General features: G+C 70.9%; 18 protein-coding genes. 9 read left to right on the top strand and 9 right to left on the bottom strand.

The window, feature by feature from the left end:
* Positions 1 to 27: 27 nt before the first annotated feature.
* From ABT352_RS25505 to ABT352_RS25490, 4 genes are all read right to left on the bottom strand, one after another.
* Positions 28 to 1,155: a serine hydrolase domain-containing protein gene (locus tag ABT352_RS25505; protein ID WP_350947437.1), complete on the bottom strand. Its 1,128-nt coding sequence runs from the start codon at positions 1,153 to 1,155 to the stop codon at positions 28 to 30.
* Between the two features lie 155 nt (positions 1,156 to 1,310).
* Positions 1,311 to 1,598: a cupin domain-containing protein gene (locus ABT352_RS25500; RefSeq protein WP_350947436.1), complete on the bottom strand. Its 288-nt coding sequence runs from the start codon at positions 1,596 to 1,598 to the stop codon at positions 1,311 to 1,313.
* The gene (locus ABT352_RS25495) at positions 1,598 to 2,644 is read right to left on the bottom strand and encodes an RNA polymerase subunit sigma-70 (protein ID WP_350947435.1); all 1,047 of its coding nucleotides are present in this window, start codon (positions 2,642 to 2,644) and stop codon (positions 1,598 to 1,600) included. Before ABT352_RS25495 ends, ABT352_RS25500 begins: the two co-directional genes overlap by 1 nt.
* Before the next feature lie 165 nt (positions 2,645 to 2,809).
* Complete coding sequence (locus ABT352_RS25490; protein ID WP_350947434.1) at positions 2,810 to 3,271, bottom strand: RDD family protein; 462 nt, start codon at positions 3,269 to 3,271, stop codon at positions 2,810 to 2,812.
* 126 nt (positions 3,272 to 3,397) lie between these two features.
* Here ABT352_RS25490 and ABT352_RS25485 point away from each other — a divergent pair, with 126 nt between their 5' ends.
* The 5 genes from ABT352_RS25485 (at position 3,398) to ABT352_RS25465 (ending at position 8,466) form a co-directional block, all read left to right on the top strand.
* A complete protein-coding gene (locus tag ABT352_RS25485; protein WP_350947433.1) occupies positions 3,398 to 4,405 on the top strand; it encodes a hypothetical protein in 1,008 nt (335 codons plus the stop codon).
* Positions 4,406 to 4,575: 170 nt separating this feature from the next.
* The gene (glnA, locus tag ABT352_RS25480; protein WP_350947432.1) at positions 4,576 to 6,000 is read left to right on the top strand and encodes a type I glutamate--ammonia ligase; all 1,425 of its coding nucleotides are present in this window, start codon (positions 4,576 to 4,578) and stop codon (positions 5,998 to 6,000) included.
* Between the two features lie 407 nt (positions 6,001 to 6,407).
* Positions 6,408 to 6,611, top strand: a complete 204-nt coding sequence (locus ABT352_RS25475; protein ID WP_350947431.1) for a hypothetical protein — start codon at positions 6,408 to 6,410, stop codon at positions 6,609 to 6,611.
* A 246-nt stretch (positions 6,612 to 6,857) separates the two neighbouring features.
* Positions 6,858 to 7,469 carry a C40 family peptidase gene (locus ABT352_RS25470; protein ID WP_350947430.1) on the top strand — a complete coding sequence of 204 codons (612 nt, stop codon included), beginning with the start codon at positions 6,858 to 6,860 and terminating at the stop codon, positions 7,467 to 7,469.
* 160 nt (positions 7,470 to 7,629) lie between these two features.
* Positions 7,630 to 8,466, top strand: coding sequence for an LLM class flavin-dependent oxidoreductase (locus ABT352_RS25465; RefSeq protein WP_350947429.1), 837 nt, complete (start codon positions 7,630 to 7,632; stop codon positions 8,464 to 8,466).
* Between the two features lie 24 nt (positions 8,467 to 8,490).
* Here the strand turns inward: ABT352_RS25465 and ABT352_RS25460 are convergent, their stop codons facing one another.
* The 3 genes from ABT352_RS25460 to ABT352_RS25450 all read right to left on the bottom strand — a co-directional run bounded on the left by ABT352_RS25460 (position 8,491) and on the right by ABT352_RS25450 (position 13,943).
* A complete protein-coding gene (locus tag ABT352_RS25460; protein WP_350947428.1) occupies positions 8,491 to 9,708 on the bottom strand; it encodes a hypothetical protein in 1,218 nt (405 codons plus the stop codon).
* A 284-nt stretch (positions 9,709 to 9,992) separates the two neighbouring features.
* Positions 9,993 to 12,974, bottom strand: a complete 2,982-nt coding sequence (locus ABT352_RS25455; protein WP_350947505.1) for a bifunctional [glutamine synthetase] adenylyltransferase/[glutamine synthetase]-adenylyl-L-tyrosine phosphorylase — start codon at positions 12,972 to 12,974, stop codon at positions 9,993 to 9,995.
* 258 nt (positions 12,975 to 13,232) lie between these two features.
* The gene (locus ABT352_RS25450) at positions 13,233 to 13,943 is read right to left on the bottom strand and encodes a type 1 glutamine amidotransferase (protein WP_350947427.1); all 711 of its coding nucleotides are present in this window, start codon (positions 13,941 to 13,943) and stop codon (positions 13,233 to 13,235) included.
* Between the two features lie 293 nt (positions 13,944 to 14,236).
* Here ABT352_RS25450 and ABT352_RS25445 point away from each other — a divergent pair, with 293 nt between their 5' ends.
* Positions 14,237 to 15,127: an alpha/beta hydrolase gene (locus tag ABT352_RS25445; protein WP_350947426.1), complete on the top strand. Its 891-nt coding sequence runs from the start codon at positions 14,237 to 14,239 to the stop codon at positions 15,125 to 15,127.
* A gap of 35 nt (positions 15,128 to 15,162) precedes the next feature.
* Here ABT352_RS25445 and ABT352_RS25440 read toward each other — a convergent pair whose 3' ends face one another.
* Both ABT352_RS25440 and glnA2 read right to left on the bottom strand, forming a co-directional pair.
* Positions 15,163 to 15,897, bottom strand: coding sequence for a PaaI family thioesterase (locus tag ABT352_RS25440; RefSeq protein WP_350947425.1), 735 nt, complete (start codon positions 15,895 to 15,897; stop codon positions 15,163 to 15,165).
* Between the two features lie 262 nt (positions 15,898 to 16,159).
* Entirely contained in the window at positions 16,160 to 17,521 is a 1,362-nt protein-coding gene (glnA2, locus tag ABT352_RS25435; protein WP_350947424.1) for a gamma-glutamylpolyamine synthetase GlnA2, read from the bottom strand.
* Positions 17,522 to 17,717: 196 nt separating this feature from the next.
* Here glnA2 and ABT352_RS25430 point away from each other — a divergent pair, with 196 nt between their 5' ends.
* The 3 genes from ABT352_RS25430 to ABT352_RS25420 all read left to right on the top strand — a co-directional run bounded on the left by ABT352_RS25430 (position 17,718) and on the right by ABT352_RS25420 (position 20,277).
* Positions 17,718 to 18,599, top strand: a complete 882-nt coding sequence (locus tag ABT352_RS25430) for a terpene synthase family protein (protein WP_350947423.1) — start codon at positions 17,718 to 17,720, stop codon at positions 18,597 to 18,599.
* 35 nt (positions 18,600 to 18,634) lie between these two features.
* Positions 18,635 to 19,180, top strand: a complete 546-nt coding sequence (locus ABT352_RS25425; RefSeq protein WP_350947422.1) for an EF-hand domain-containing protein — start codon at positions 18,635 to 18,637, stop codon at positions 19,178 to 19,180.
* 149 nt (positions 19,181 to 19,329) lie between these two features.
* Complete coding sequence (locus ABT352_RS25420; RefSeq protein ID WP_350947421.1) at positions 19,330 to 20,277, top strand: terpene synthase family protein; 948 nt, start codon at positions 19,330 to 19,332, stop codon at positions 20,275 to 20,277.
* Positions 20,278 to 20,432 lie beyond the last annotated feature (155 nt).

Below are 20,432 nucleotides of genomic sequence, written 5' to 3'. Positions count from 1 at the left end.
GATGGCGCGCTCGCGCCGAGCGACGCCCTAACGGTCGCCGCCGAGCTCCATGACGAGTCCGCCGAGGACGTCGAAGGTGGTGAAATCCCCGGCGGAGACGAGGTTCTTGGTCACGGCGACCGAGATCCCGGTGGCCGTGTCGGCGTACGCGGCCGACCCTCCGCTTCCCGCCATGCCGAACAGGGTGGGGCCGTTGAGGAGCTCGGTGGCGCCGAGGGCGTATCCGAGTGACCGGGTGGCCGGGAAGGCGGTGATCTCGTCCGTCCCGCTGAACTCCACCGCGGTGATCTCGCGGAGTCGTTCCCGCGAGACGAGCCTGACGCCGTCCACCTCGCCCAGCAGGGCGGCGTACATGCGGGCCACGGCGCGGGCGGACATGGTGCCGCCCGCCGGGATGTCGGAGGTCAGTACGTCGGCGCGGTTGCCGAAAGCGGCGTCGGGCATCGCCGCCATCGGCGCCGCCGTGTAGCCGTCCACGACCCTGAAGAACGGGATGTCCGCGAACATCTCCGGGGACATCTCGAAGTCGCTCGGGGCGTCCTCCAGGCGGGCGAGCCTGCCCAGCTCGGATTCGGGGACGCCGAAGAACAACTCGTCGGCCACGCCCAGCGGTCCGGCGACCTCCTCCCGCAGGACCTGGGAGATCGGCCTGCCGGTGGCCCGGCGGACGATCTCTCCGACGATGTAGCCGAACGACTGGGGGTGGTAGCCGCTGCCGGTGCCCGGCTCCCACCAGGGCTTGGCGTCGGCGATCACCGCGCACATCCCCTCCCAGTCGCACAGGTCCTCCGGCGTGGTGGCCACCGGTACGCCCGGCACGCCCGTCGAGTGGGTGAGGGCGTGCCGTACGGTCGCGCGCTCCTTGCCGTGGGCACCGAACTCCGGCCACAGCTCGGCGATCGGCGTGTCGTAGCCGAGGACGCCCCGTTCCACCAGCACGTGCACCACCGTCGAGGTGACGCCCTTGCCCGTCGAGGCGCTCCAGATCGGCGTGTCCGGCGTGACGGGACGCCCGGTGGCCGGATCGGCGACGCCCGCGACGACGTCGACCACCGGCTCGCCGTGCCGGTACGCGGCGACCTGCAGGCCCCGCTCGGCGCCGGACTCCACCAGCTTGTCGGCCGCTTCCTGGACCCGCTTCTGCATATCGTTCATCGTCCTGCCCTTCGTGATGAGGTGTGTGACCTGTACGACGGCGGAAGGCCGGGAAAGGAATCGGTCCGGGAGGAGAAATTCGCTCCGAGGTCCGGCGCCGCCCGGCCACGGGAGGTCGGCGCCGGAAAACCGGGAGGGGAACCAGCGCAGGAAGATCAGCGCCGGGAGATCGCGAGCAGGACGGCGGGCTCCCGCCCCGGGTTGCGCAGGGCCCGCACGGTGAGCCCGTCCAGCCACAGCACGTCACCGCGCAGGAAGACCCGGCGATCACCGTCGGAGCAGACCAGTTCGATCCGCCCCCGCTCCAGCAGGACGATCGCCCCCCGCCACTCGTCCCCGTCGTGGACGTGCGAGTCCCCGGGCGCGACGACGACCCTGCGCACGTCGAACGCCGGCCCGGCCCCTCCGGGAGGGATGGGCGCCGGGTCCTCACCGGCGCCCATCACAACGTCGGGGGAAGGTCGAAAGCCGGGAAGATCTCGGCGCCGAAGGTCGTGATCTGGGTGACCAGCCCTTCCTCGACCCGCAGGACCCCGAGCCACGAGCCGTGGTACTCGGACTCGCCGGGACGCCTGACGTACGCCGCCGCGGCGGGCTGCCGGTTGGCGCGGGTGGGCAGGACCCGCCAGTCCCCCCACGCCTCGGGGCCGATCATGGCGGGGCGCCACGTGTCGACGATCGAAGGTCCGCCCAGGATCCAGATCGGCGCCGGCGGCATCGACTGCCACGCGTCCGCGCGCAGCACCCCGGCCAGGATGGCGGGATCGGCCTGCTCGACGGCGTCGATGTAGCGCTGCAGCACCGCGCGTTCCTCACCGGTCGGATCCGACGACGGTGCCCATTCCAGCCGTCGCGCGGGCATGTTCTCCCGCATCGTCGACCGGGCCCGCTGCAGGGTGCTCTTCACCGAGACGACGCTCACCTCCAGCAGGGCGGCGGCCTCCTGCGCCGACCAGCCGAGCACGTCGCGCAGGATCAGTACCACCCGCTGCCGGGGAGGCAGGTGCTGGATGGCGGCCATGAACGCCAGCTCGATCGTCTCCTTGGCGACCACGGCGGCGTCCGGTTCGGCGTCGGCGGGCGCGGCGGGCTCCAGGAGGCGGTCCGGGTAGGGACGCAGCCAGAAGACCTCGGTCGAGGACGGCGACGGCACGCCCGGAGTGGCGAGCACCGGCGCCTCGCGAGGGCGCGGGCGACGCGGGTGACGGTCGAGGAAGTCCAGGCACGCGTTGGTCGCGATCCGATACAGCCAGGCCCTGAACGTCGAGCGCCCCTGAAAGCTCTCCCGCCTGCGCCAGGCACGCAGGAACGTCTCCTGCACCATGTCCTCGGACTCCTCGAACGAGCCGAGCATCCGGTAGCAGTGCACCCGCAACTCACGCCGGTACCTCTCGACGAGCGCGCCGAACGCCGGCTCGTCACCCGCCAGCGCCGCGGCCAGGACCTCGGCGTCCTCCGACCGCTCCCGGCCTGTCTCGTCTCCGCTCACGATCTCATACCTCCCGTACGGCGTCCCGCCCTGCGCGGGCGCCCACGGTATGACGACCGCCGGGCGGAAAAGGAATCGGCGGTCTCGGCCCGCACCGGGGGCCGGGAACGAGCACCGGGAACGGGAGAGCGGAGAAGGGGGGAAGGAAGCCGGGCGCGGGCCGGCTCAGAGGCGTACGACCACGGTGTTCGCCGCACGGTCGTGCAGGCCGCGCTGGTCGCGGTCCCAGACGAGGGCGGGCACGGCGAGGCAGAGCAGGAAGGTCCGCGCGAGCACCGAGACGAACCCGGGGGCGCCGCCGCCGAGCGCGGCGACCCGGATGCCGAACAGGCGCATCCCGAAGGTCATCCCCATGGTGCCCACCAGCAGGAGGTATTCGACGGCGAGGATCAGGACCGGCACCCAGGGCGTCGCGGCGGCGTCGATCCGCAGGAGACCCTGGGTGATGGCCCAGGTGCAGATCAGCCAGTCGACCATGATGGCGCCGATTCTGCGGCCGAATCCGGCCACCGCGCCGCTGCCCTCCTCGGGCATCCCGAGCCGCTCCCCCGGGTAGCCGAGATCGACTCCGGCCGACCGGACGCCACCGAGCCAGGTCTGGGTCCAACGCGGCTGCTTGCTGCTCATGGTCCCAACGGTATCCGCCCCGGGTACCGCCCTCGTACTCGCCCGGAACGACTGGCGAGACCAGGCGAAAGCCATGGATCATATGCGTCGGTATCTCAACAAGCACATTTCCCCCCGGAGCCCCCCGTGCCTGACAACGACGACATCGACCAGCGGTTCAAGACGCTCACGGACCAGATCAGCGCGCGGGAACGCAAGCGGATGACCAAGATCGCAGAACAGGAGTGGGCGCGGCAGCCCCGTCTCAGGCGGGCCCGCAGGCGGCGGAGGGCGGCGATCGCCGTCGCCGTCCTGGTGGCGGCGGCCGGGGGGTTCGTCGTCTACCGGCCAGACGTCGTCGAGGGCGTCCGCGCCTCGGTCTTCGCGGGGTTCGCGGACTTCGGCACCGCCCCGACGGCCCAGAGCCCTGAGCAGGCGAAAGCGGCGGACGTCTCCCCCTTCCACGGCTCCCCCGCCCAGGATTACGCCGACGGCGCCAAGGGGCTGGTCATGCCGAAAGCTCGGGCGCTCGGCGGGCTGAGCCGCAAAGAGGTGTCGACGGCCCTTCGCCACGCGAGAAAACTCCTGATCGCCTCGCACCTGGACCGCAAGGTGCTGCTGGGCGGCAGGCCGAACGCGCTGATCCGGCTGCTGGACCCCGAGCAGCGCGCGCCCTTCGTCAAGGGACTCAAGCGCCCTGACGGGAAAAAGGGGTACGAGAGCCGGAGGTGGGTGACCAGCCTGGCTCCGAAGAGCGCGGAACTGGCCAGCGAGACCTTCAAGGTCAACGGCAAAACCCGGTTCACCACCTTCAAGGAGGACGGGTTCGTTCGCGTCCGGATCAAGGTCAACTACCTGTTCGTGTACGCGATCCAGCGGCCTGGCCGGCCGGAGACCCTCACCAGGCTCGTCGCGCACAACCTCGGCACACTGGACGTGTGGCGGGTGGGCGATCGGCTGCGCCTCTGGATCGTCGACTGGAACGGCGGAGGAGTGGCCCCGGCGCGGTGCGATGTCGACGACACCTTCGTACACCCGTTCTATCCGGACTCGCCCGCCGACCTGACACTGAAGGCCGGCGCGAAGGCCGTGGACGCCTACTCACAGGAGGAGGAGACGAACGAGGAGTGCAGCCCTCTGAAGTCGAACACGTGAAAATCCGGCAAAACCGGGCAAAGGAAACCTTCCGTATACCCGTCCACGCGAGGTCCGAGAACTAGCGTGGAGGCGACTTTCGCTTAACACGGGTGAAACAAACGAGACACGGGGCGGTAACGGCACAGGCATACTTTCGGTCCTGTTAGCCCGTCCCATGGGAGGTTCGCGTGTTCAACTCCGCCGACGACGTCCTGAAGTTCATCAAGGACGAAGGGGTGCAGTTCGTTGATGTCAGGTTCACCGACCTGCCGGGGACGACGCACCACTTCACGTTCCCCTCGGAGAACTTCGGAGCCGCCGTCTTCACCGACGGCCTGATGTTCGACGGATCGTCGATCCGCGGATTCCAGGCCATCCACGAGTCGGACATGCTGCTGCTGCCCGACCCGTCCACGGCCGTGCTCGACCCGTTCAGGCAGCACAAGACGCTCAACATCAACTTCTTCGTGCACGACCCGCTGACGGGCGAGGCCTACAGCCGCGACCCGCGCAACGTCGCCCGCAAGGCGGAGGAGTATCTCAAGGGCACCGGCATCGCCGACACGATCTACTTCGGCCCCGAGGCCGAGTTCTACATCTTCGACGACGTCCGGTTCGAGACCAACGCCCACTCGAGCTACTACCACATCGACTCGATCGAGGGCGCCTGGAACAGCGGCAAGGCCCAGGACGGCGGCAACCTCGGTTACAAGCCGCGCTTCAAGGGCGGCTACTTCCCGGTCCCGCCGATGGACCACTTCACCGACCTGCGTTCGGAGATGGTCCGCAAGCTCATCGACGCCGGGATCGACGTCGAGATGCAGCACCACGAGGTGGGCACGGCCGGCCAGGCGGAGATCGACTTCCGCTTCAACACGCTGCTCAAGGCCGCCGACACCATGATGCTGTACAAGTACATCGTCAAGAGCACGGCCCTGGAGCACGGCCACACGGTCACCTTCATGCCCAAGCCGATCTTCGGTGACAACGGCTCGGGCATGCACTGCCACCAGTCGCTCTGGAAGGACGGCGAGCCGCTCTTCTACGACGAGGTCGGCTACGCGGGCCTGTCCGACACCGCCCGCTACTACATCGGCGGCCTGCTCAAGCACGCCCCGTCGCTGCTGGCGTTCACCAACCCGACGGTCAACTCCTACCACCGCCTGGTGCCCGGCTACGAGGCCCCGGTCAACCTGGTCTACTCCCAGCGCAACCGCTCGGCGTGCATCCGCATCCCGATCACGGGCTCCAACCCGAAGGCCAAGCGCATCGAGTTCCGGGTCCCCGACCCCTCCTGCAACCCCTACTTCGCCTTCGCCGCCCAGCTCATGGCGGGCATCGACGGCATCCGCAACAAGATCGAGCCGGTCGAGCCGGTCGACAAGGACCTCTACGAGCTTCCCCCGGAGGAGGCCCGCAACATCCCGCAGGTTCCCGGCACCCTGTCGGACGTGCTCGCGGCCCTGGAGGCCGACCACGAGTACCTCCTGGAGGGCGGCGTCTTCACGCCGGACCTGATCGAGACCTGGATCGCCTACAAGCGCGAGAACGAGATCGACCCGATCCGCCTGCGCCCGCACCCCCACGAGTTCGAGCTCTACTACGACGTCTGAGCCGCTGATCTTCCGACCTGCATAAACGCCGGCCGGTTGAGCCGTCAGGGCATTCGGGCCTCCCACGAAAGGCCGCCGACCGCCCCTCCACCGAGGGGACGTTCGGCGGCCTTTCGGCATGCCCCCCCGCACCGGACCTGGGCGACAGAGCCATTGGAGGACGGCGCGTCATGTTGCGTCACCTGTCGCATCCGGGCTTCGACGCCTCTCCGGGACCGGACTTCGACACCTCTGGGCCTATCGCGTCCTCCGCAGCGGGCTTCAGCAGCCCGGCCATGATGCGCCTCCTGTAGTCCTCACGATCAAGAAGCGGGCCTTTCCGTCGTTAGATCGCCGACAAATGGGACAGAGGGGGTGAGCCGGGCGGTGAACGAGTCCGGTCGGTGATCACTATCTGGAGGTTGCGCATGCTTGCTCAGTCCATACGGAAGGCGGCCATCGCCGCGGCGGCGATGACGGCGCTCGTCGGCCTGGTCGGCGGTTGCGGGGGCGACGGTGACAACGACAGGGATGACAGCCCTGATGTGGTCAACACGACCGGACCCGGTGTGGACGACGACGGCGGTATGGACGACGACGGCGGTGTCGACAACGACGGGGACGGCAACTGACCGACACCGGCCCACGTCCACCAGCACAGACCGATACCGGGGCGGCGAACGACGCCGCCCACCTCACCGCGACCCGCGTGCCCGGCACGCGGGTCGCGGTGTGCCGGGCGCTCCCCGATCGGTGTCCGCGGATCGTCCGGGGAGGTGAGCGGGCGAAGAGCCTTCCGGAAGCCCTCATGAGACGCGCGAGGCCGGGTTGTTGGGCAGACTGGTCGTGACTTATGCGGATAAAACAGGCGAGGTGACGTGACAGCGGGCGCCCCTCACCGACTTCGCGATCTTCTCGGGCACCGGCGGCAGGCCGCGACGGCCGCACTGCTGGGAATGCTTCTGCTGCTGAGCGCCTCGACACCGACCCTGCCGGCCGCCCTCAACCGGATCACCGCCATCGCGTACGCGATCGAGGCCGGATCACACCAACCCGGCTGGTGGGGCGGCGCGATCCCGTACTCCTGGGGCGGCGGTCACGGCGAGGAGCCGGGCCCCTCCTTCGGCACCTGCCGGGGCTACACGGGGGCGATCAAGCCCTGCCCGGCCACCCGGACCCTCGGCCTGGACTGCTCCGGTCTCACCCGCTGGGTCTACCACCTCGCCTACGGGCGCGACGTCCTGGGGCCCGGCAACACCGACGACCACGTGAAGCGGCTCAAGAGGGTCCCCGCCGCCGTCGCCAAGCCGGGTGACCTCGTCTTCTACGGCAAGGTCGGTAAGCGCAAGGTCCGCACCCACCATGTCGGCGTCTACGTCGGACAGGGCAAGATGATCAATGCGCGAAGGACCGGGACCGAGGTTCGGGTCGATCGCGTCGCGGCCCTCGACGACCTCGCGGGCTACTTCCGCTACTCGGGACCCCTCTGAGCCACCCTCCAGAGAACGAGCCGCCCGGAAAACAGCGCCGCCCTGAAAACAGCAGGGTCTCGTGGAAACAGGAGAATGCCCTACAAGGGGGCTGCCGTGAAAACCGCACGGCGGAATCCCCGGCCTTCCACACCGGAAAGACATCGACCGTAGGAGAGACATGCGTCTGGGTGTCATGTTCGACCGCGACCTTCCCCCCGAGTCGCTCGTCCCCTTCTGCCGCCATCTGGACGCGGCCGAGGTGGACGACGTCTGGGTGGTGGAGGATCTCGGCTGGACCGGGGCGATCTCGTCCGCGGCCACCGCGCTCGCCGTCACCGAGCGCCTGCGGGTGGGCATCGGGATCACCCCCGCTCCCCTGCGCAACCCGGCACTGCTCGCCATGGAACTGGGCAACCTGGCCCGCCTGCACCCCGGCCGGCTCGCGGCCGGCATCGGGCACGGCGTCCAGGACTGGATGCGCCAGGTGGGTGCCCTCGCCCCCTCCCCGCTCGCGCTGCTCGGGGAGACGATCACGGCGGTACGCGGGCTGCTGCGCGGTGAGACGGTCACCCTGGAGGGCAGGGCGGTGCGGCTCGACGGGGTGCGTCTGGTACATCCTCCCGCCGTCGTGCCGCCGGTGCTGGCCGGGGTGCTGCGGCCCCGCTCGCTGGAGCTGTCGGGACGGGTGGCGCAGGGCACGATCCTGCCCGAGGGCGTCGGCCCCCGGCAGATCGAGGAGGCCCTGAAGCTGACCGGTGAAGATGATCACGAGATGGTGGTCTTCGTCAACCTCTACATCGGCGACGACGCCGCGACGGTCACCGCCCTGGCCGAGGGGTCCGCCGGGTTCCTGAAAGTCGCCCCCGACGAGGTGGTGATGGCGGTGGGTTCCGCCGAGGAGGCGGCCGACCAGGTCAGGTCACTGTGGGAGGCGGGTGCCCGCACCGTCGTGGTCCGCCCGTTCGGACCCGACCCGCTCCCCCAGGTCGATCTTCTGCTGGCCGAGCTCCGCTAGCGCCGGACAGCGGCACGACCGAGGCTAGGAACGACTGCCCCGTACGCCGGTGAGGCGGCGCAGGACGTCCCACCAGAACGAGGCGCCGAACAGCAGCGCGACCATGGTGAGCAGGTAGCCGGGCCAGTGCCCGGGGGTGATGAGCCGATCCCACCAGGCTTCGCCGTTCCAGTTGAAGGACGGGTCGGCGGAGCCGTCGGGCGGGATCGTGATGCTCACGATCGCGTGGTCGAAGATCTTGACCAGCGCCGGGGAGCTGAGGGACTCGGTCACGCACTGGTACGGCTCGGCGAGGCCGGCCTCGCTGCCCGCGCACTTGTCCTTGAGGGCCGTGTAGCCGTCGTCGCCGCCCGCGATGGCGCTCACCCCCGCGCGGTAGGCGTTGTCGCGCAGCAGGGTCTTGCCGTACTCCAGCGCGTCCATGCTGAACGCCAGCGTCAGGACCACTCCCAGCGCGAAGACCACCCACTTGACGTAGCGGGCGTAGAGCGTGGACAGGCGCTGCATCTCCCCGTTGAACCAGTCCTCGACCCCCTTGCGGAACCTCGGCAGATCCCGCTGCGCGCCCTCCCAGACTCCCTTGAGGTGACCCGCGAGGGGGCTGTTGATCGCCTCCAGCTTCGCGAGCAGGCCGTCGATCCCCCCCTCCTCGGCGGCGACCAGTTCCATCACCGCGCCGGAGAACCGCGCGGGCGGGATGTTGGCGATGCTGGTGCGGGAGCCCTTGGGGTGGTCGATCTCCTGGAGCCGCTCGTACAGCCGCGCGGTCATGTCGACCGGCGGTTCCGGCCTCCCGTCCGTCGGGAAGTCGGACGAACCAGAAGGATCGGAGGGGCCGGGGGATCCGGTACCCGCCTCCCCGGTGGCCTCCCCCGGGGCGATCCCCTCGGCGATCTCCGCCGAGACCTTCTCCCTGGCCTGCTCCGCGGCGAGGACGGCCGCGGGGTCGACCCGCATCGGCTCGACGACCGAGGGCGCGGGGTCGGAGCTGTGCACCGGGCGCGGATCGTCCCTGGAGAAGGGCAGCTTCGCGAAGACGTCGGCGATCTTCGACGGGATCCACGACCTGCCGTCCTCCGAGCCGTCCAGGGTGTCCCTGAGGTAGGCCCACAGGAACTTGCTGCGGATCCCGAGCAGCCGAACGAAGGCCTCGTTGATCCCGCTCACCAGGAGCGACAGGAGCAGGAAGGCGAGGATCAGGCCGATGGCCAGATCAATGTAAACGGATATCAAATGGATCACCCGGACCGTTGATACACGCCTGCCCCAGGCGGCGCAACGCGATCACTCAAACAGGTTGGTTTTCGTGATCGGGGAACACGCGAACGAGCGGTTCTCCCCTTCGGTGCGGGCCGGTCCCCGATCCGCACCGAACACGCCGGCCCACGGGAGCTCCGGACAGACCGGCCCTCCGGAAAAGGCCAGGGAGGACCGGGGAAGAGCGGCCTTCGGAAAGGGCACCCGGAGGGACCGGTCCTTCCGATCCGACCGGAGCCGGACCGGAAGGACCCGGAGAACCGGGTGGATCAGTCCTCGTAGAAGACGCGCTCCACGACCCGGCGGGCACGGCGGGTGGCGCGGCGGTAGTCGTCCACGAAGTCCTCCGTACCGTCGGGCGGGTAGCCGAGCGCGCGGGCGAGGAGCGTGCGCTCACGGGCGTCCACCGGGATCGCGTCGGAGGCGCGTCCCCGCACCGCGACGATGGCGTCGCGGATGCGCGAGGCGAACCTCCATGCCTCGGCGAGCACGGCCTCGTCGGCCTCGGCCAGCAGGCCCTCCGTGACCGCCGCGCTCAGCGCCTCAAGGGTGCGGGTGGTGCGCAGCGACGGCCGCTGTCCCGCATGGCGGAGCTGGATGAGCTGGGCCACCCACTCCACGTCGGACAGCCCGCCGGGACCGAGCTTGGTGTGCAGGGCGGGGTCGGCGCCGCGCGGGAGGCGTTCGGCCTCCATCCTCGCCTTGAGCCTGCGGATCTCCAGCACGGCCGCGTCGGAGATGCCCCCCTCCGGGTAGCGCAGCGGGTCGGCCAGGTGCAGCAGCCCGATACCGAGTTCGGCGTCCCCCGCGGAGAAGCGGGCCCGCAGCAGCGCCTGCGACTCCCACGGCGACGACCACCGCTCGTAGTAGGCGGCGTAGGAGGCGAGGGTACGGACCAGCGGCCCCGCCTTGCCTTCGGGGCGCAGGCCGGGGTCGATGAGCAGCGGCGGGTCGGGGGCGGGCAGGGCGAGCAGGCGGCGCAGCTCGTTGGCCACCTCGAACGCCGTCTCGGTGGCCTCGCGCTCGGACACGCCCTCGCGCGGCGAGTGGACGAACATCACGTCGGCGTCGCTGCCGTAGGAGGACTCGATCCCGCCCAGGCGACCCATCGCGATCACCGCGAACCTCGTGCCCAGCGGGGTGCGGCGCTCCATCTCGACCTTGTCGATGGCGGCGTCCAGCGCGGCCTGGATCGTCACGTCGTTGAGCCCGGACAGCGTCTGGCCGACCTCCTCGATGCCGATGATCCCGGAGAGGTCGGCGACGGCCGTGCGGAGCAGTTCCCTGCGGCGCAGCGCCCTGACCGCCGCCACCGCGCCCTCGGCGTCCCCCGGATGGCGGGCGACCACGGTCCGCGCCTCGGACAGCACCGCCTCGACGGGTCTGGGGGCGAGTTCCGTGTCCGAGCCGAGCATCGCGACCGACTCGGGGGCGTTCATCAGCAGGCCCGTCACGTAGCGGCTGGTACCGAGCATCTTGGCCAGGCGCGACGCCACGGCGGTCTCGTCGCGGAGCAGCCGCAGGTACCAGGGGGTGGAGCCGAGCTTGTCCGAGACCTGGCGGAAGCCGAGCAGGCCGGCGTCGGGGTCGGGGGCGTCGGCGAACCAGCCGAGCATGACCGGCAGCAGGGTCCGCTGGATCGCGGCGCGGCGGGAGACGCCCGTGGTCAGCGCGCTGATGTGGCGCAGCGCCCCGCCGGGGTCGGCGTAGCCGAGGGCTTCGAGGCGGGCCTTGGCCGCGGCCGTGGAGAGCCGGTCCTCCGACTCGGGCAGCCGGGCCACGGCCTGCAGCAGCGGCCGGTAGAACAGCTTCTCGTGCAGGCGCCTCGCCTCCATGGCGTGCCGCCGCCACCTGGTGGTGAACTCCCCCACCGGGTCGGCGGTCATGCCCAGGCTCCGGCCGAGGCGGCGCAGGTCGGCGTTGCCCTCGGGCACCACGTGCGTGCGGCGGAGCCGGTGCAGCTGGATCAGGTGCTCGACCTGGCGCAGGAAGGTGTACGCCTCGGCGAGAGCCTTGGCGTCGTCCCTGCCCACGTAGCCGCCGCGGGAGAGGGCACCGAGCGCGGGCAGCGTGGCCCTGCGGCGCAGCAGCGGGTCGAGGCGGCCGTGGACGAGCTGGAGCAGCTGCACCGCGAACTCGATGTCGCGCAACCCACCGGGCCCGAGCTTCAGCTGACGGTCGGCCTCGCCGCTGCGGACGTGGGCCTCCACCCGGCGGCGCATGGCCTGGACGTCCTCGACGAACTTGTCGCGGGTGGCGGCCTGCCAGACCATCTCGTTCATCGCGGCGACGTACTGCTCGCCGAGTGCGGTGTCGCCCGCGACCGGCCGCGCCTTCAGCAGCGCCTGGAACTCCCAGGTCTTCGCCCAGCGCCGGTAGTAGGCGAGGTGGCTGGCGAGGGTGCGGACCAGCGGCCCGGCCTTGCCCTCCGGGCGCAGCGCCGCGTCGACCTCCCACAGCGCGCCCTCCGGCGTGCTGGTCGAGCAGGCGCGCATCATGCCCTGGGCGAGCCGGGTGGCGAGTTTGATCGCCTCGTGCTCGTCGAGGGAGCTGTCGGATCCCTCGCGCGGCTCGGCCACGAAGATGACGTCGACGTCGCTGATGTAGTTGAGCTCGCGCGCCCCGCACTTGCCCATGCCGATGACCGCCAGTCTCACCGCCCCCGCCTCAGGGTGCTCGGACCTGGCGACGGCGAGTCCCGCCTCCAGCGCGGCCCCCGCCAGGTCGGACAGCTCGGCGGTCACCTCCGAGAGCGAGACGACCCCGGTGACGTCGCGGGCGGCGAGATGGAGCAGGCGGCCCCGGTAGGCGGCGCGCAGCGCAGACAGGGTGGCGGTGGAGGCGTCGACGGCGACCGGCTCGGGCTCGTCCGGCTCGGCGCCGACCGCGAGCAGCAGCTCGGAGCGGAGCTCATCCTCGGTCGGACGCTCCACGGCCGACGCCCCGCCGAGCGTGCGCCAGTGGTCGGGGTGCCTCACGACGTGGTCGCCGAGCGCGGCGCTGACGCCGAAGACGCCGATCAGCCGCTCGCGCATCCCGGGGTCGGCCCGGAGCGCTCCAAGAACGCTGGGATCCTGTTCGGCCAGCCGGTTCAGCGAGGTGAGCGCCAGGTCGGGATCGGCCGCGGCGACCAGCGAGGTCAGCAGGTCGATGTCGCCGACGGCCTCCGGTCCCAGTTCGTCGAGCAGTCGCTCGGCCCTGGCACCGTCGGCGAAGCCGAGTCTCGCCAGGCGTCCGGCGGTCGTCTGCATCCGGGGCACGGTTTCCACCGACCCTCCATGGTCCTCGATCACAAGCACGGGTGCCCTTCCTCAATCCCTACCCCGAGCGATCAAAGGTGCACGCTCCCACACTCGCATGGGCCTCGCTTCCCCGGCGAACCGGGAGGGGCGGTGCATCTGCTTCCGGGTCCCCACCCTGGTCCGCATCCCAGCGTTCGGAGCGTCGCCGCACAGGTTAATCCTGAAACTGTGCGGCGTCGTTAGCGGATTCGGAACGTAATCGCGCAGTCACGCGGTTTGGACGGCGATGACGACGGCGGCGAAACGTTCGGCGAGAGGTCTCCACGCGCCGACCAGGTCGTTCCTCGCCTCCTTCACCCGCGTGTTCAGCTCCTCGACCGAGTGGCCCAGGCCGGTCAGGGTGTCGGCCGATCCGGCCGTCCAGTCGACGAAGATCTCCGGGGTGGCCTCGGGGTGGAACTGCACCGCCCAGGCGTTCTCCCCCAGCCGGTACGCCTGGTTGGGGTACGGGTCGCCGGTGGCGAGCGGAACCGCGCCCGGGGGAAGCTCCGTGATCGCGTCGCGGTGGTACTGCACGGCGAGCGAGGGGCCGAGACCGGCGAACAGCCGATCCGTTCCGGCCGCGGGAAGAGGGACGACCTCGGTCACGCCGACCTCGAGTCCGTGCTCCCCGCGCCCGACGGCACCGCCGCAGGCGAGCGCCATGAGCTGTGCCCCCAGGCAGATCCCCAGGGTCGGCACGCCCCGCTCGACGCAGACGCGGATCAGGTCGCGGGTGGCGGGCAGCCAGGGACACCTCTCGTCCTCCCAGGCCGCCGCCTCGCCACCAAGGACGATCAGTCCCCCGGTGATCCGCTCGGGCACCGCCTCGCCCAGGTAGGGCCGGACGACCTCGCAGACGGCCCCGGCCTCGGACAGCCATCCGGCGAGGAACCCGAGCCCCGCGTCGGCCTCGTGCTCGATGACGGTGATCCTCATACCGTAATTATGGGTTGACATGGGCACGAGACGGTCACAGCGGCAGGGAGATGCGAGATCACCGCGCTCCCTGCCGCCCGTACGTGGACCGCATGCCGCCCCCATGCCGTCCGTATGTGGACCGCATGCCGCCCGTACGTGGACCGTGCGCCGGCCGTATGCCGAGCCCGTACCACCGCCCGTATTGTCGGCCCTGTGTTCGGCGGAGACATTGACCTCGGACGCGAGTACCCGCCACCTTGGCATCAGCCCCGCCGGAACCGAAGGCGAGGCTCCACGCGCAAGGAGAACCGATGAATCCCGTCCTGAGTGATGTCGAGGTCCCCGGCGGCGCGTTGCGCGTCGCCCGGTTCGGCACCGGGTCCCGCGTGATCGTGGCGGTGCACGGCATCACCGCCTCGCTCATGGCCTGGGCCGGCGTCGCCCGCAGGCTCCCCGCCGAGTGGTCGCTGGTCGCGATGGACCTGCGGGGCCGCGGCCACAGTGCCGGGCTCCCGGGCCCGTACGGCCTGGCCAGGCACGCCGAGGACGTGAACCTCGTCGCCCGGTCCGTGGGCGCCGAGTCCGACATCGTGCTCACCGGTCACTCGATGGGCGCCTACGTCGCGGCCCTCGCCGCCGCGGGGCACGACTACGCCAGGGTGGTGCTGGTCGACGGCGGACTCCCGAGACCGCTGCCCTCCGGCACCGACCCCGACGCGGTGCTGGAGGCCACGCTGGGCCCGGCCATCGCCCGGCTGGACCAGACCTTCCCCGACGCCGACGCGTACGTGGACTTCTTCAAGGCCCACCCCGCCTTCGCCGACGCGTGGACCGAGGAGGCGGAGGAGTACGTCCGCTACGACGCGTCGGGGCCGGAGGGCACAGGGGGCACAGAAGGCTCAGAGGGCACGGTGCGCTCGCGGGTGCGGCGGGAACCGGTCCGCGAGGACGGCCGGTGGATGCTCACCGAGGGCGAGACGGTCGACGCCGCGCTGCGCGCGATCACCTCGCCCCTGTCCCTGCTGCGCGCCCCGCGCGGACTGCTGAACCAGCCGGTCGGCTTCATGCCCGACGAGCTGGCGGCCGCGTGGACCGGGTGGCTGCCCGCGCTGGAGGACGAGGTGATCGACGACTGCAACCACTACACGATCCTCTTCGACGACCGCTGCGCCTCGCTGGTCGCCAAGCACCTCTCCCGCTGAGCCCCTGGCGCCGACCCGCGCCGCCCGGGGCCGGGTCAGCCGGTCTTGGCGGGAGTGATCCAGGTGGCCTTGGCCGCGGCGACCAGGGTGCCGTCGGCCTCGTAGACGGCGCTCTCGCCGAAGAGCTTGCGGCCCTCGCGGCCGGTGGCGCGGGCCACGACGGAGTAGATGCCTCCGGGGTAGACCCGGCGGTGGATCCGTACGGTCAGACGGCCGAGCAGGGCGAATTCGCCGGGTCCGAAGTGCGCCCAGCCGGTGGGGCAGTCGAGGGCGGCCCAGACGACCGTGTGGGGGACGGTGCCGTCCGCCTCGGTGATGGTCATCGGGACCCGCCAGCCGGCGGCGATCAGGTCGGTGCCGGGCACGGGACCCGGGAAGATCCGCAGGCCGTCGCCGGGGGCGCGCAGGCCGCACGCGAAGCAGCCGGGGAAGGCGTGCTCGACGAGACCGGCGAAGCCGACCTCGGCCCGCGCGGCCTCGGTGAAGGGCACGAAGTCCGGGACGTCGAACTCCTCGGCGACCGTGACGGCCTCGACGAGGAGCCTGTCGCCGTGGGTGAGGGTCGCGGTGTTGGCGAGGTGGCGCAGGGAGAGCTCGGTGTCCAGTGGCGTGGGTGCGTGCAGCGTGACCTCGATGGCCGAGTCGTGCCGGGCGCCGTGCAGCGCCTCCGAGACCGTGCCCGCGATCCAGCCGCCGTTCGCGGACCCCTCGGGACCACGGAAACGCGCCGGAACGGTGAGCACGGTCTGCAGCTCGGACGTCATTGTCATGCCGCACCTCCTGTCGCCTTTATGGCGATCGATCCTCATAAATCACGTTAATTGGACCGACCGATTTTATCGGACTGCTTGTACATACAGCCAACTCGGGTTCGATGACGCGCTCGTTAGCCGCGAGTAACACCGGTATGACGTTCGGCGGGCGCTCCCGGATCGCCCGCCGTGACGACCACGGCGGGCATCCCGGGCGCATGCCTCACGGGCACGGCGGACGCCCCGGAGGCCCACCGGGCCCGTGAGATCGTGACCGCGGTCAGAGGACCGGCAGGTAGCGGCCGAGCTCGAATTCGGTGACCTGCCTGCGGTATTCGTTCCACTCCGCGCGCTTGTTGCGCAGGAAGTAGTCGAAGACGTGCTCGCCGAGGGTCTCGGCGACGAGCTCGCTGCGCTCCATGACCGCGATCGCCTCGTCGAGCGACTGGGGCAGCGGCTGGATGCCCAGCGCCCTGCGCTCGGCCGAGGTGAGCGCCCACACGTCGTCCTCGGCACCCGGGGGCATCTCGTAACCCTCCTCGATGCCCTTCAGCCCGGCCGCGAGGATCACGGCGAAGGCGAGATAGGGGTTGCAGGCGGAGTCGAGCGAGCGGAACTCGATGCGGGTCGAGCCGCCCTTGTGCGGCTTGTACATCGGCACCCGGACGAGGGCGGAGCGGTTGTTGTGACCCCAGGAGACGTAGCTCGGGGCCTCACCGCCCGCTCCGGCGATCGCCTCGGCGCCGCCCCACAGCCGCTTGTAGGAGTTGACCCACTGGTTGCAGACCGCGGTGATCTCGGCGGCGTGCGTGAGCAGGCCACCGATGAAGGAGCGGCCGATCTTGGAGAGCTGGTAGTCGGCACCGGGCTCGTAGAAGGCGTTGCGGTCGCCCTCGAAGAGCGACATGTGGGTGTGCATGCCCGAGCCGGGGTACTCGGTGAAGGGCTTGGGCATGAAGCTCGCCCAGATGCCCTGCTCCAGCGCGACCTCCTTCATCACCAGGCGGAAGGTCATGATGTTGTCGGCGGTGGTGAGCGCGTCGGCGTAGCGCAGGTCGATCTCCTGCTGGCCGGGGCCGCCCTCGTGGTGGCTGTACTCGACGGAGATGCCCATCGACTCCAGCATCATGATCGCGTTGCGCCGGAAGTCGTGGCCGGAGCTGTGCGGGGTGTGGTCGAAGTAGCCGCCGCCGTCGATCGGCTCGGGGCGCTCGGCGCCCTCCGGCCGGCTCTTCAGCAGGAAGAACTCGATCTCCGGGTGGGTGTAGAAGCTGAAGCCCATGTCGGAGGCCTTCGCCAGGGTGCGCTTGAGCACCCAGCGCGGGTCGGCGTGCGAGGGCGAGCCGTCCGGCATGAGGATGTCGCAGAACATCCGGGCCGCGCCCGGCGTCTCGCTGCGCCACGGAAGGATCTGGAAGGTCGACGGGTCGGGCTTGGCGAGCATGTCCGACTCGTAGACCCGGGCGAAGCCCTCGATGGCCGAGCCGTCGAAGCCGATGCCCTCGGCGAAGGCCCCTTCGAGCTCGGCCGGGGCGATGGCCACCGACTTCAGGAACCCGAGCACATCGGTGAACCACAGCCGGATGAACCGGATGTCGCGCTCCTCAAGGGTGCGGAGAACGAACTCCTGCTGGCGGTCCAAGGCTTCTCCTTCATTGCCGACGTGCCGCAACACGCCTAGTGGTCTCCCAGTTTGCCCTCTCAGTGTTTCGCACACGTTACGAGGAAGAACGGTGAGATGTGGCACAGGGACCGTCGCGCCTCCACACGCCCGTCCCTCTCTCCTCTTACAGTGTGCGACCGGAGCCGCTGGGAACCCGATCCGGGGGGAGACGACGATGACGCGTACCGAGGTCCACCGACCACCGCACGCGGTCCCGCCACCGGCCAGGCTCGCCGAACGCCTCGCGGCGCTGGCGATGCCCTGCCCCGTCCACCCGTCGATACACCTGGTCGAGGCCGCGACCTCCGACTGGGCGCGCACGTCGGGCCTGGACCCCGATCCCGCCGCCGCCCGGCTGGCCGGACGGGCGTTCGCCCGTTGCGAAACCGGCGCGGTGACGCGGCTCGCCCGCTGGCTGACCTGGATGTCGTGCCTGCGGCGGACTCCCGAGGCCCTCACCCCGGTCCTCGCCGTGGCCGCGGGCGGCGAGCCGGGCCGGGCCCCGCTGGAGCGGGCCTTCTCCGGCCTGTGGACGGCGTGCGCGCCGGAGATGGGCGACGCCTGGCGCGAGCGGTTCACGGCCGGGCTCGCCGCCCAGCGCGAGGCGCTCCTCTCCCCCGGGACGACCTCGGCCGGGGATCGTACGCGGTCGCCCGTGGACGCCTTCGGCCGCTACCTGTTCGATCTGGTGGAGCCCTGCCTGGGGGTGGAGGTGCCCGCCCCGGTGTGGCGGAGCACGCACTGGCGGGCGCTCGTCGAGGTGAGCGGCGAGGTGGCCGCCCGGTGCGAGGAGGCGGTGGCCGGACCCGGCCACACGGGCGCCATTTCTGTGGAACGCTCCAATTCCGGGGCGGAAGAGTGGAAGATCGACGGGGTCGCCACCCGCATGGAGGAGCTGTGGACGGCCGCCCGCGCGATCCCGGCGCTCGTGGAGCGGCACGACCTGGGCTTCACCGCCGGCCGCGAGGCGACGCGGGTGGCATGCGCTTTCTTGACCATCCCGAGGGCCTACCTGGAGTGGCTGCTGGAAACGCCTCGCTATCGTCACTTGGCGTAACCGTTCTTCTTCGATGAGTAATGCTGGAGTAAGCGATGAGCACCACGCTCCTCAACCACAAGCTCGACCGTGCCTTCGGGCATATGGACGTCGACGGCGACGGATCGATCGAGCGCGAGGACCTTCTCGGACTCGGCGCCCGGATCCTCGTCGGCTTCGGCGAGGCGCCGACCTCCCACGCCGGCAGCAGGCTCGCCCAGGGCTTCGAGGAGATCTGGCGGACCCTCGCCGCGGAGATCGACACCGACGGCGACGGCGTGATCTCGTCCGAGGAGTTCCGCGCCGGCATGACCTCGGCGTTCGTCGAGGGGGACCGGTTCGACACGGTGTTCGCGCCCGCGGCCGAGGCGTTGGCGGGGCTGTGCGACACCGACGGGGACGGGGCCGTGGGGCCGGACGAGTTCTGGATCATGATGGCCGCGTTCGGCACCCCGCGCGAGGACGTGCGGGCCACCTTCGAGCGGCTCGACGGCGACGGTGACGGCGTCGTGTCCGTGGGCGAGCTGGTCGAGGCGACCCGGCAGTTCTACACGAGCGCCGATCCCGACGTGGTCGGCAACTGGCTGTTCGGTCCGCTCTAGTGGCCCTCATCCCGACGTTCGGCGATCCTCTGACCCGTCCCCGTCCCCACCCACAGCCCTTGTCGTCCTCGACGCACCTTTCCCCGCCTCCCTCCCCCGTCCCACCAGCCGGACCGCGGAGACCCGCCGGGCCGCCGCGGTCCTCCGGGGTGGCCGCGGCCCTGCTGCTGCCCCTCACCGAACTCGTGCCGGTGATGTCGGCGCCGTGCCCGATGCACCCCTCGATCGACCTGATCGGCGCCGAGCTCGCCGCCTGGGCCCGCGCGGTGGAGCTCGAACCTCCCCCCGGCGCCGGATTCGAGCGGATGGCCGGCCGCGCCTTCTGCGGATTCGGCGTGGAGTCGGCGCTGCTGTTCGCCAAATGGCTGACCTGGCTGTTCCACTTCGACGACGAGTGGGACGAGAAACCCGCCGGGCGCGCGACCGAGATCGTCAAGGACACCTTCGCGCGGCTCGACCTCGTCGCGCGTTCTCCCGCCCACGCCTCCTCGCCCGTCGAGCTGGCCTTCGGCGACCTGTGGAAGGCCACCACCGAGCGGATGAGCACCCGCTGGCGGCACCGGTTCCTGGCCGGGCTGGCGGCCCAGGGCGAGGCCTGCCGTACCGAGGCCGAGAACCGGTGCGCGGGCCGCGTACCCTCCCCCGCGGAGTACCCGCGGCTGCGGCGGGGCACCGCGGGTCCCTATCTGTTCGACCTGGTGGAGCCCTGCCTGGGGGTGGAGGTGCCCGCGGGGCTGCGCGAGAGCACGACCTGGCGGACGCTGGTGGACGCCTGCAACGACGTCACCGCCTGGTGCAACGACGTCGCCTCGCACCACAAGGAGCGGGCCAACGGTGACGTGCACAACTACGTGACGGTCGCCGCGACCGCGTTCGGGCTCTCCGACGCCGACGCCGTCGCCTGGGTGAACGGCCGGATCGCCGCGCGCGCCGAGGACCTGCGGACCTCCGCGCGCCGGCTGCCGACGCTGTTCGACCGGTTCGGGTTCTCGACCGGCCAGGCCAGGGACGTCAGCAAGGTCGCGTGCGCGTTCCTCACGGCGCCGAGGGCCCAGCTGGAATGGCTGCTGGAGTCCAGCCGGTACGACGTACCCTGACCGGCCGCCCCCGGGCGGATCCGCCCGGGGGCCCGCCGAGCCCGCACGCCCGGTCCCGGCCTCGGTGCCGGCGGCCCGCGGGCGTCGTACGGTGCCCACCGGCGTTGAGTATTCGTTGATTGAATTGCGGTCTTCGCCGGTTAAGGTCCTTTTAA

Origin of the sequence: Streptosporangium sp. NPDC000563, assembly GCF_040299985.1 — a bacterium.
Lineage (GTDB): Bacteria > Actinomycetota > Actinomycetes > Streptosporangiales > Streptosporangiaceae > Streptosporangium.
Note: the sequence above shows the minus strand (reverse complement) of the source record. Positions and strands in the feature narration are given on the sequence as shown.

Bases quoted from the DNA above. Each gene is read 5' to 3' on its own strand.
- ABT352_RS25505 (WP_350947437.1), bottom strand. From the start codon at position 1,155: ATGAACGATATGCAGAAGCGGGTCCAGGAAGCGGCCGACAAGCTGGTG.
- ABT352_RS25500 (WP_350947436.1), bottom strand. From the start codon at position 1,598: ATGGGCGCCGGTGAGGACCCGGCGCCCATCCCTCCCGGAGGGGCCGGG.
- ABT352_RS25490 (WP_350947434.1), bottom strand. From the start codon at position 3,271: ATGAGCAGCAAGCAGCCGCGTTGGACCCAGACCTGGCTCGGTGGCGTC.
- ABT352_RS25475 (WP_350947431.1), top strand. From the start codon at position 6,408: ATGCTTGCTCAGTCCATACGGAAGGCGGCCATCGCCGCGGCGGCGATG.
- ABT352_RS25465 (WP_350947429.1), top strand. From the start codon at position 7,630: ATGCGTCTGGGTGTCATGTTCGACCGCGACCTTCCCCCCGAGTCGCTC.
- ABT352_RS25455 (WP_350947505.1), bottom strand. From the start codon at position 12,974: ATGCAGACGACCGCCGGACGCCTGGCGAGACTCGGCTTCGCCGACGGT.
- ABT352_RS25450 (WP_350947427.1), bottom strand. From the start codon at position 13,943: ATGAGGATCACCGTCATCGAGCACGAGGCCGACGCGGGGCTCGGGTTC.
- ABT352_RS25445 (WP_350947426.1), top strand. From the start codon at position 14,237: ATGAATCCCGTCCTGAGTGATGTCGAGGTCCCCGGCGGCGCGTTGCGC.
- ABT352_RS25440 (WP_350947425.1), bottom strand. From the start codon at position 15,897: ATGACAATGACGTCCGAGCTGCAGACCGTGCTCACCGTTCCGGCGCGT.
- ABT352_RS25430 (WP_350947423.1), top strand. From the start codon at position 17,718: ATGACGCGTACCGAGGTCCACCGACCACCGCACGCGGTCCCGCCACCG.
- ABT352_RS25425 (WP_350947422.1), top strand. From the start codon at position 18,635: ATGAGCACCACGCTCCTCAACCACAAGCTCGACCGTGCCTTCGGGCAT.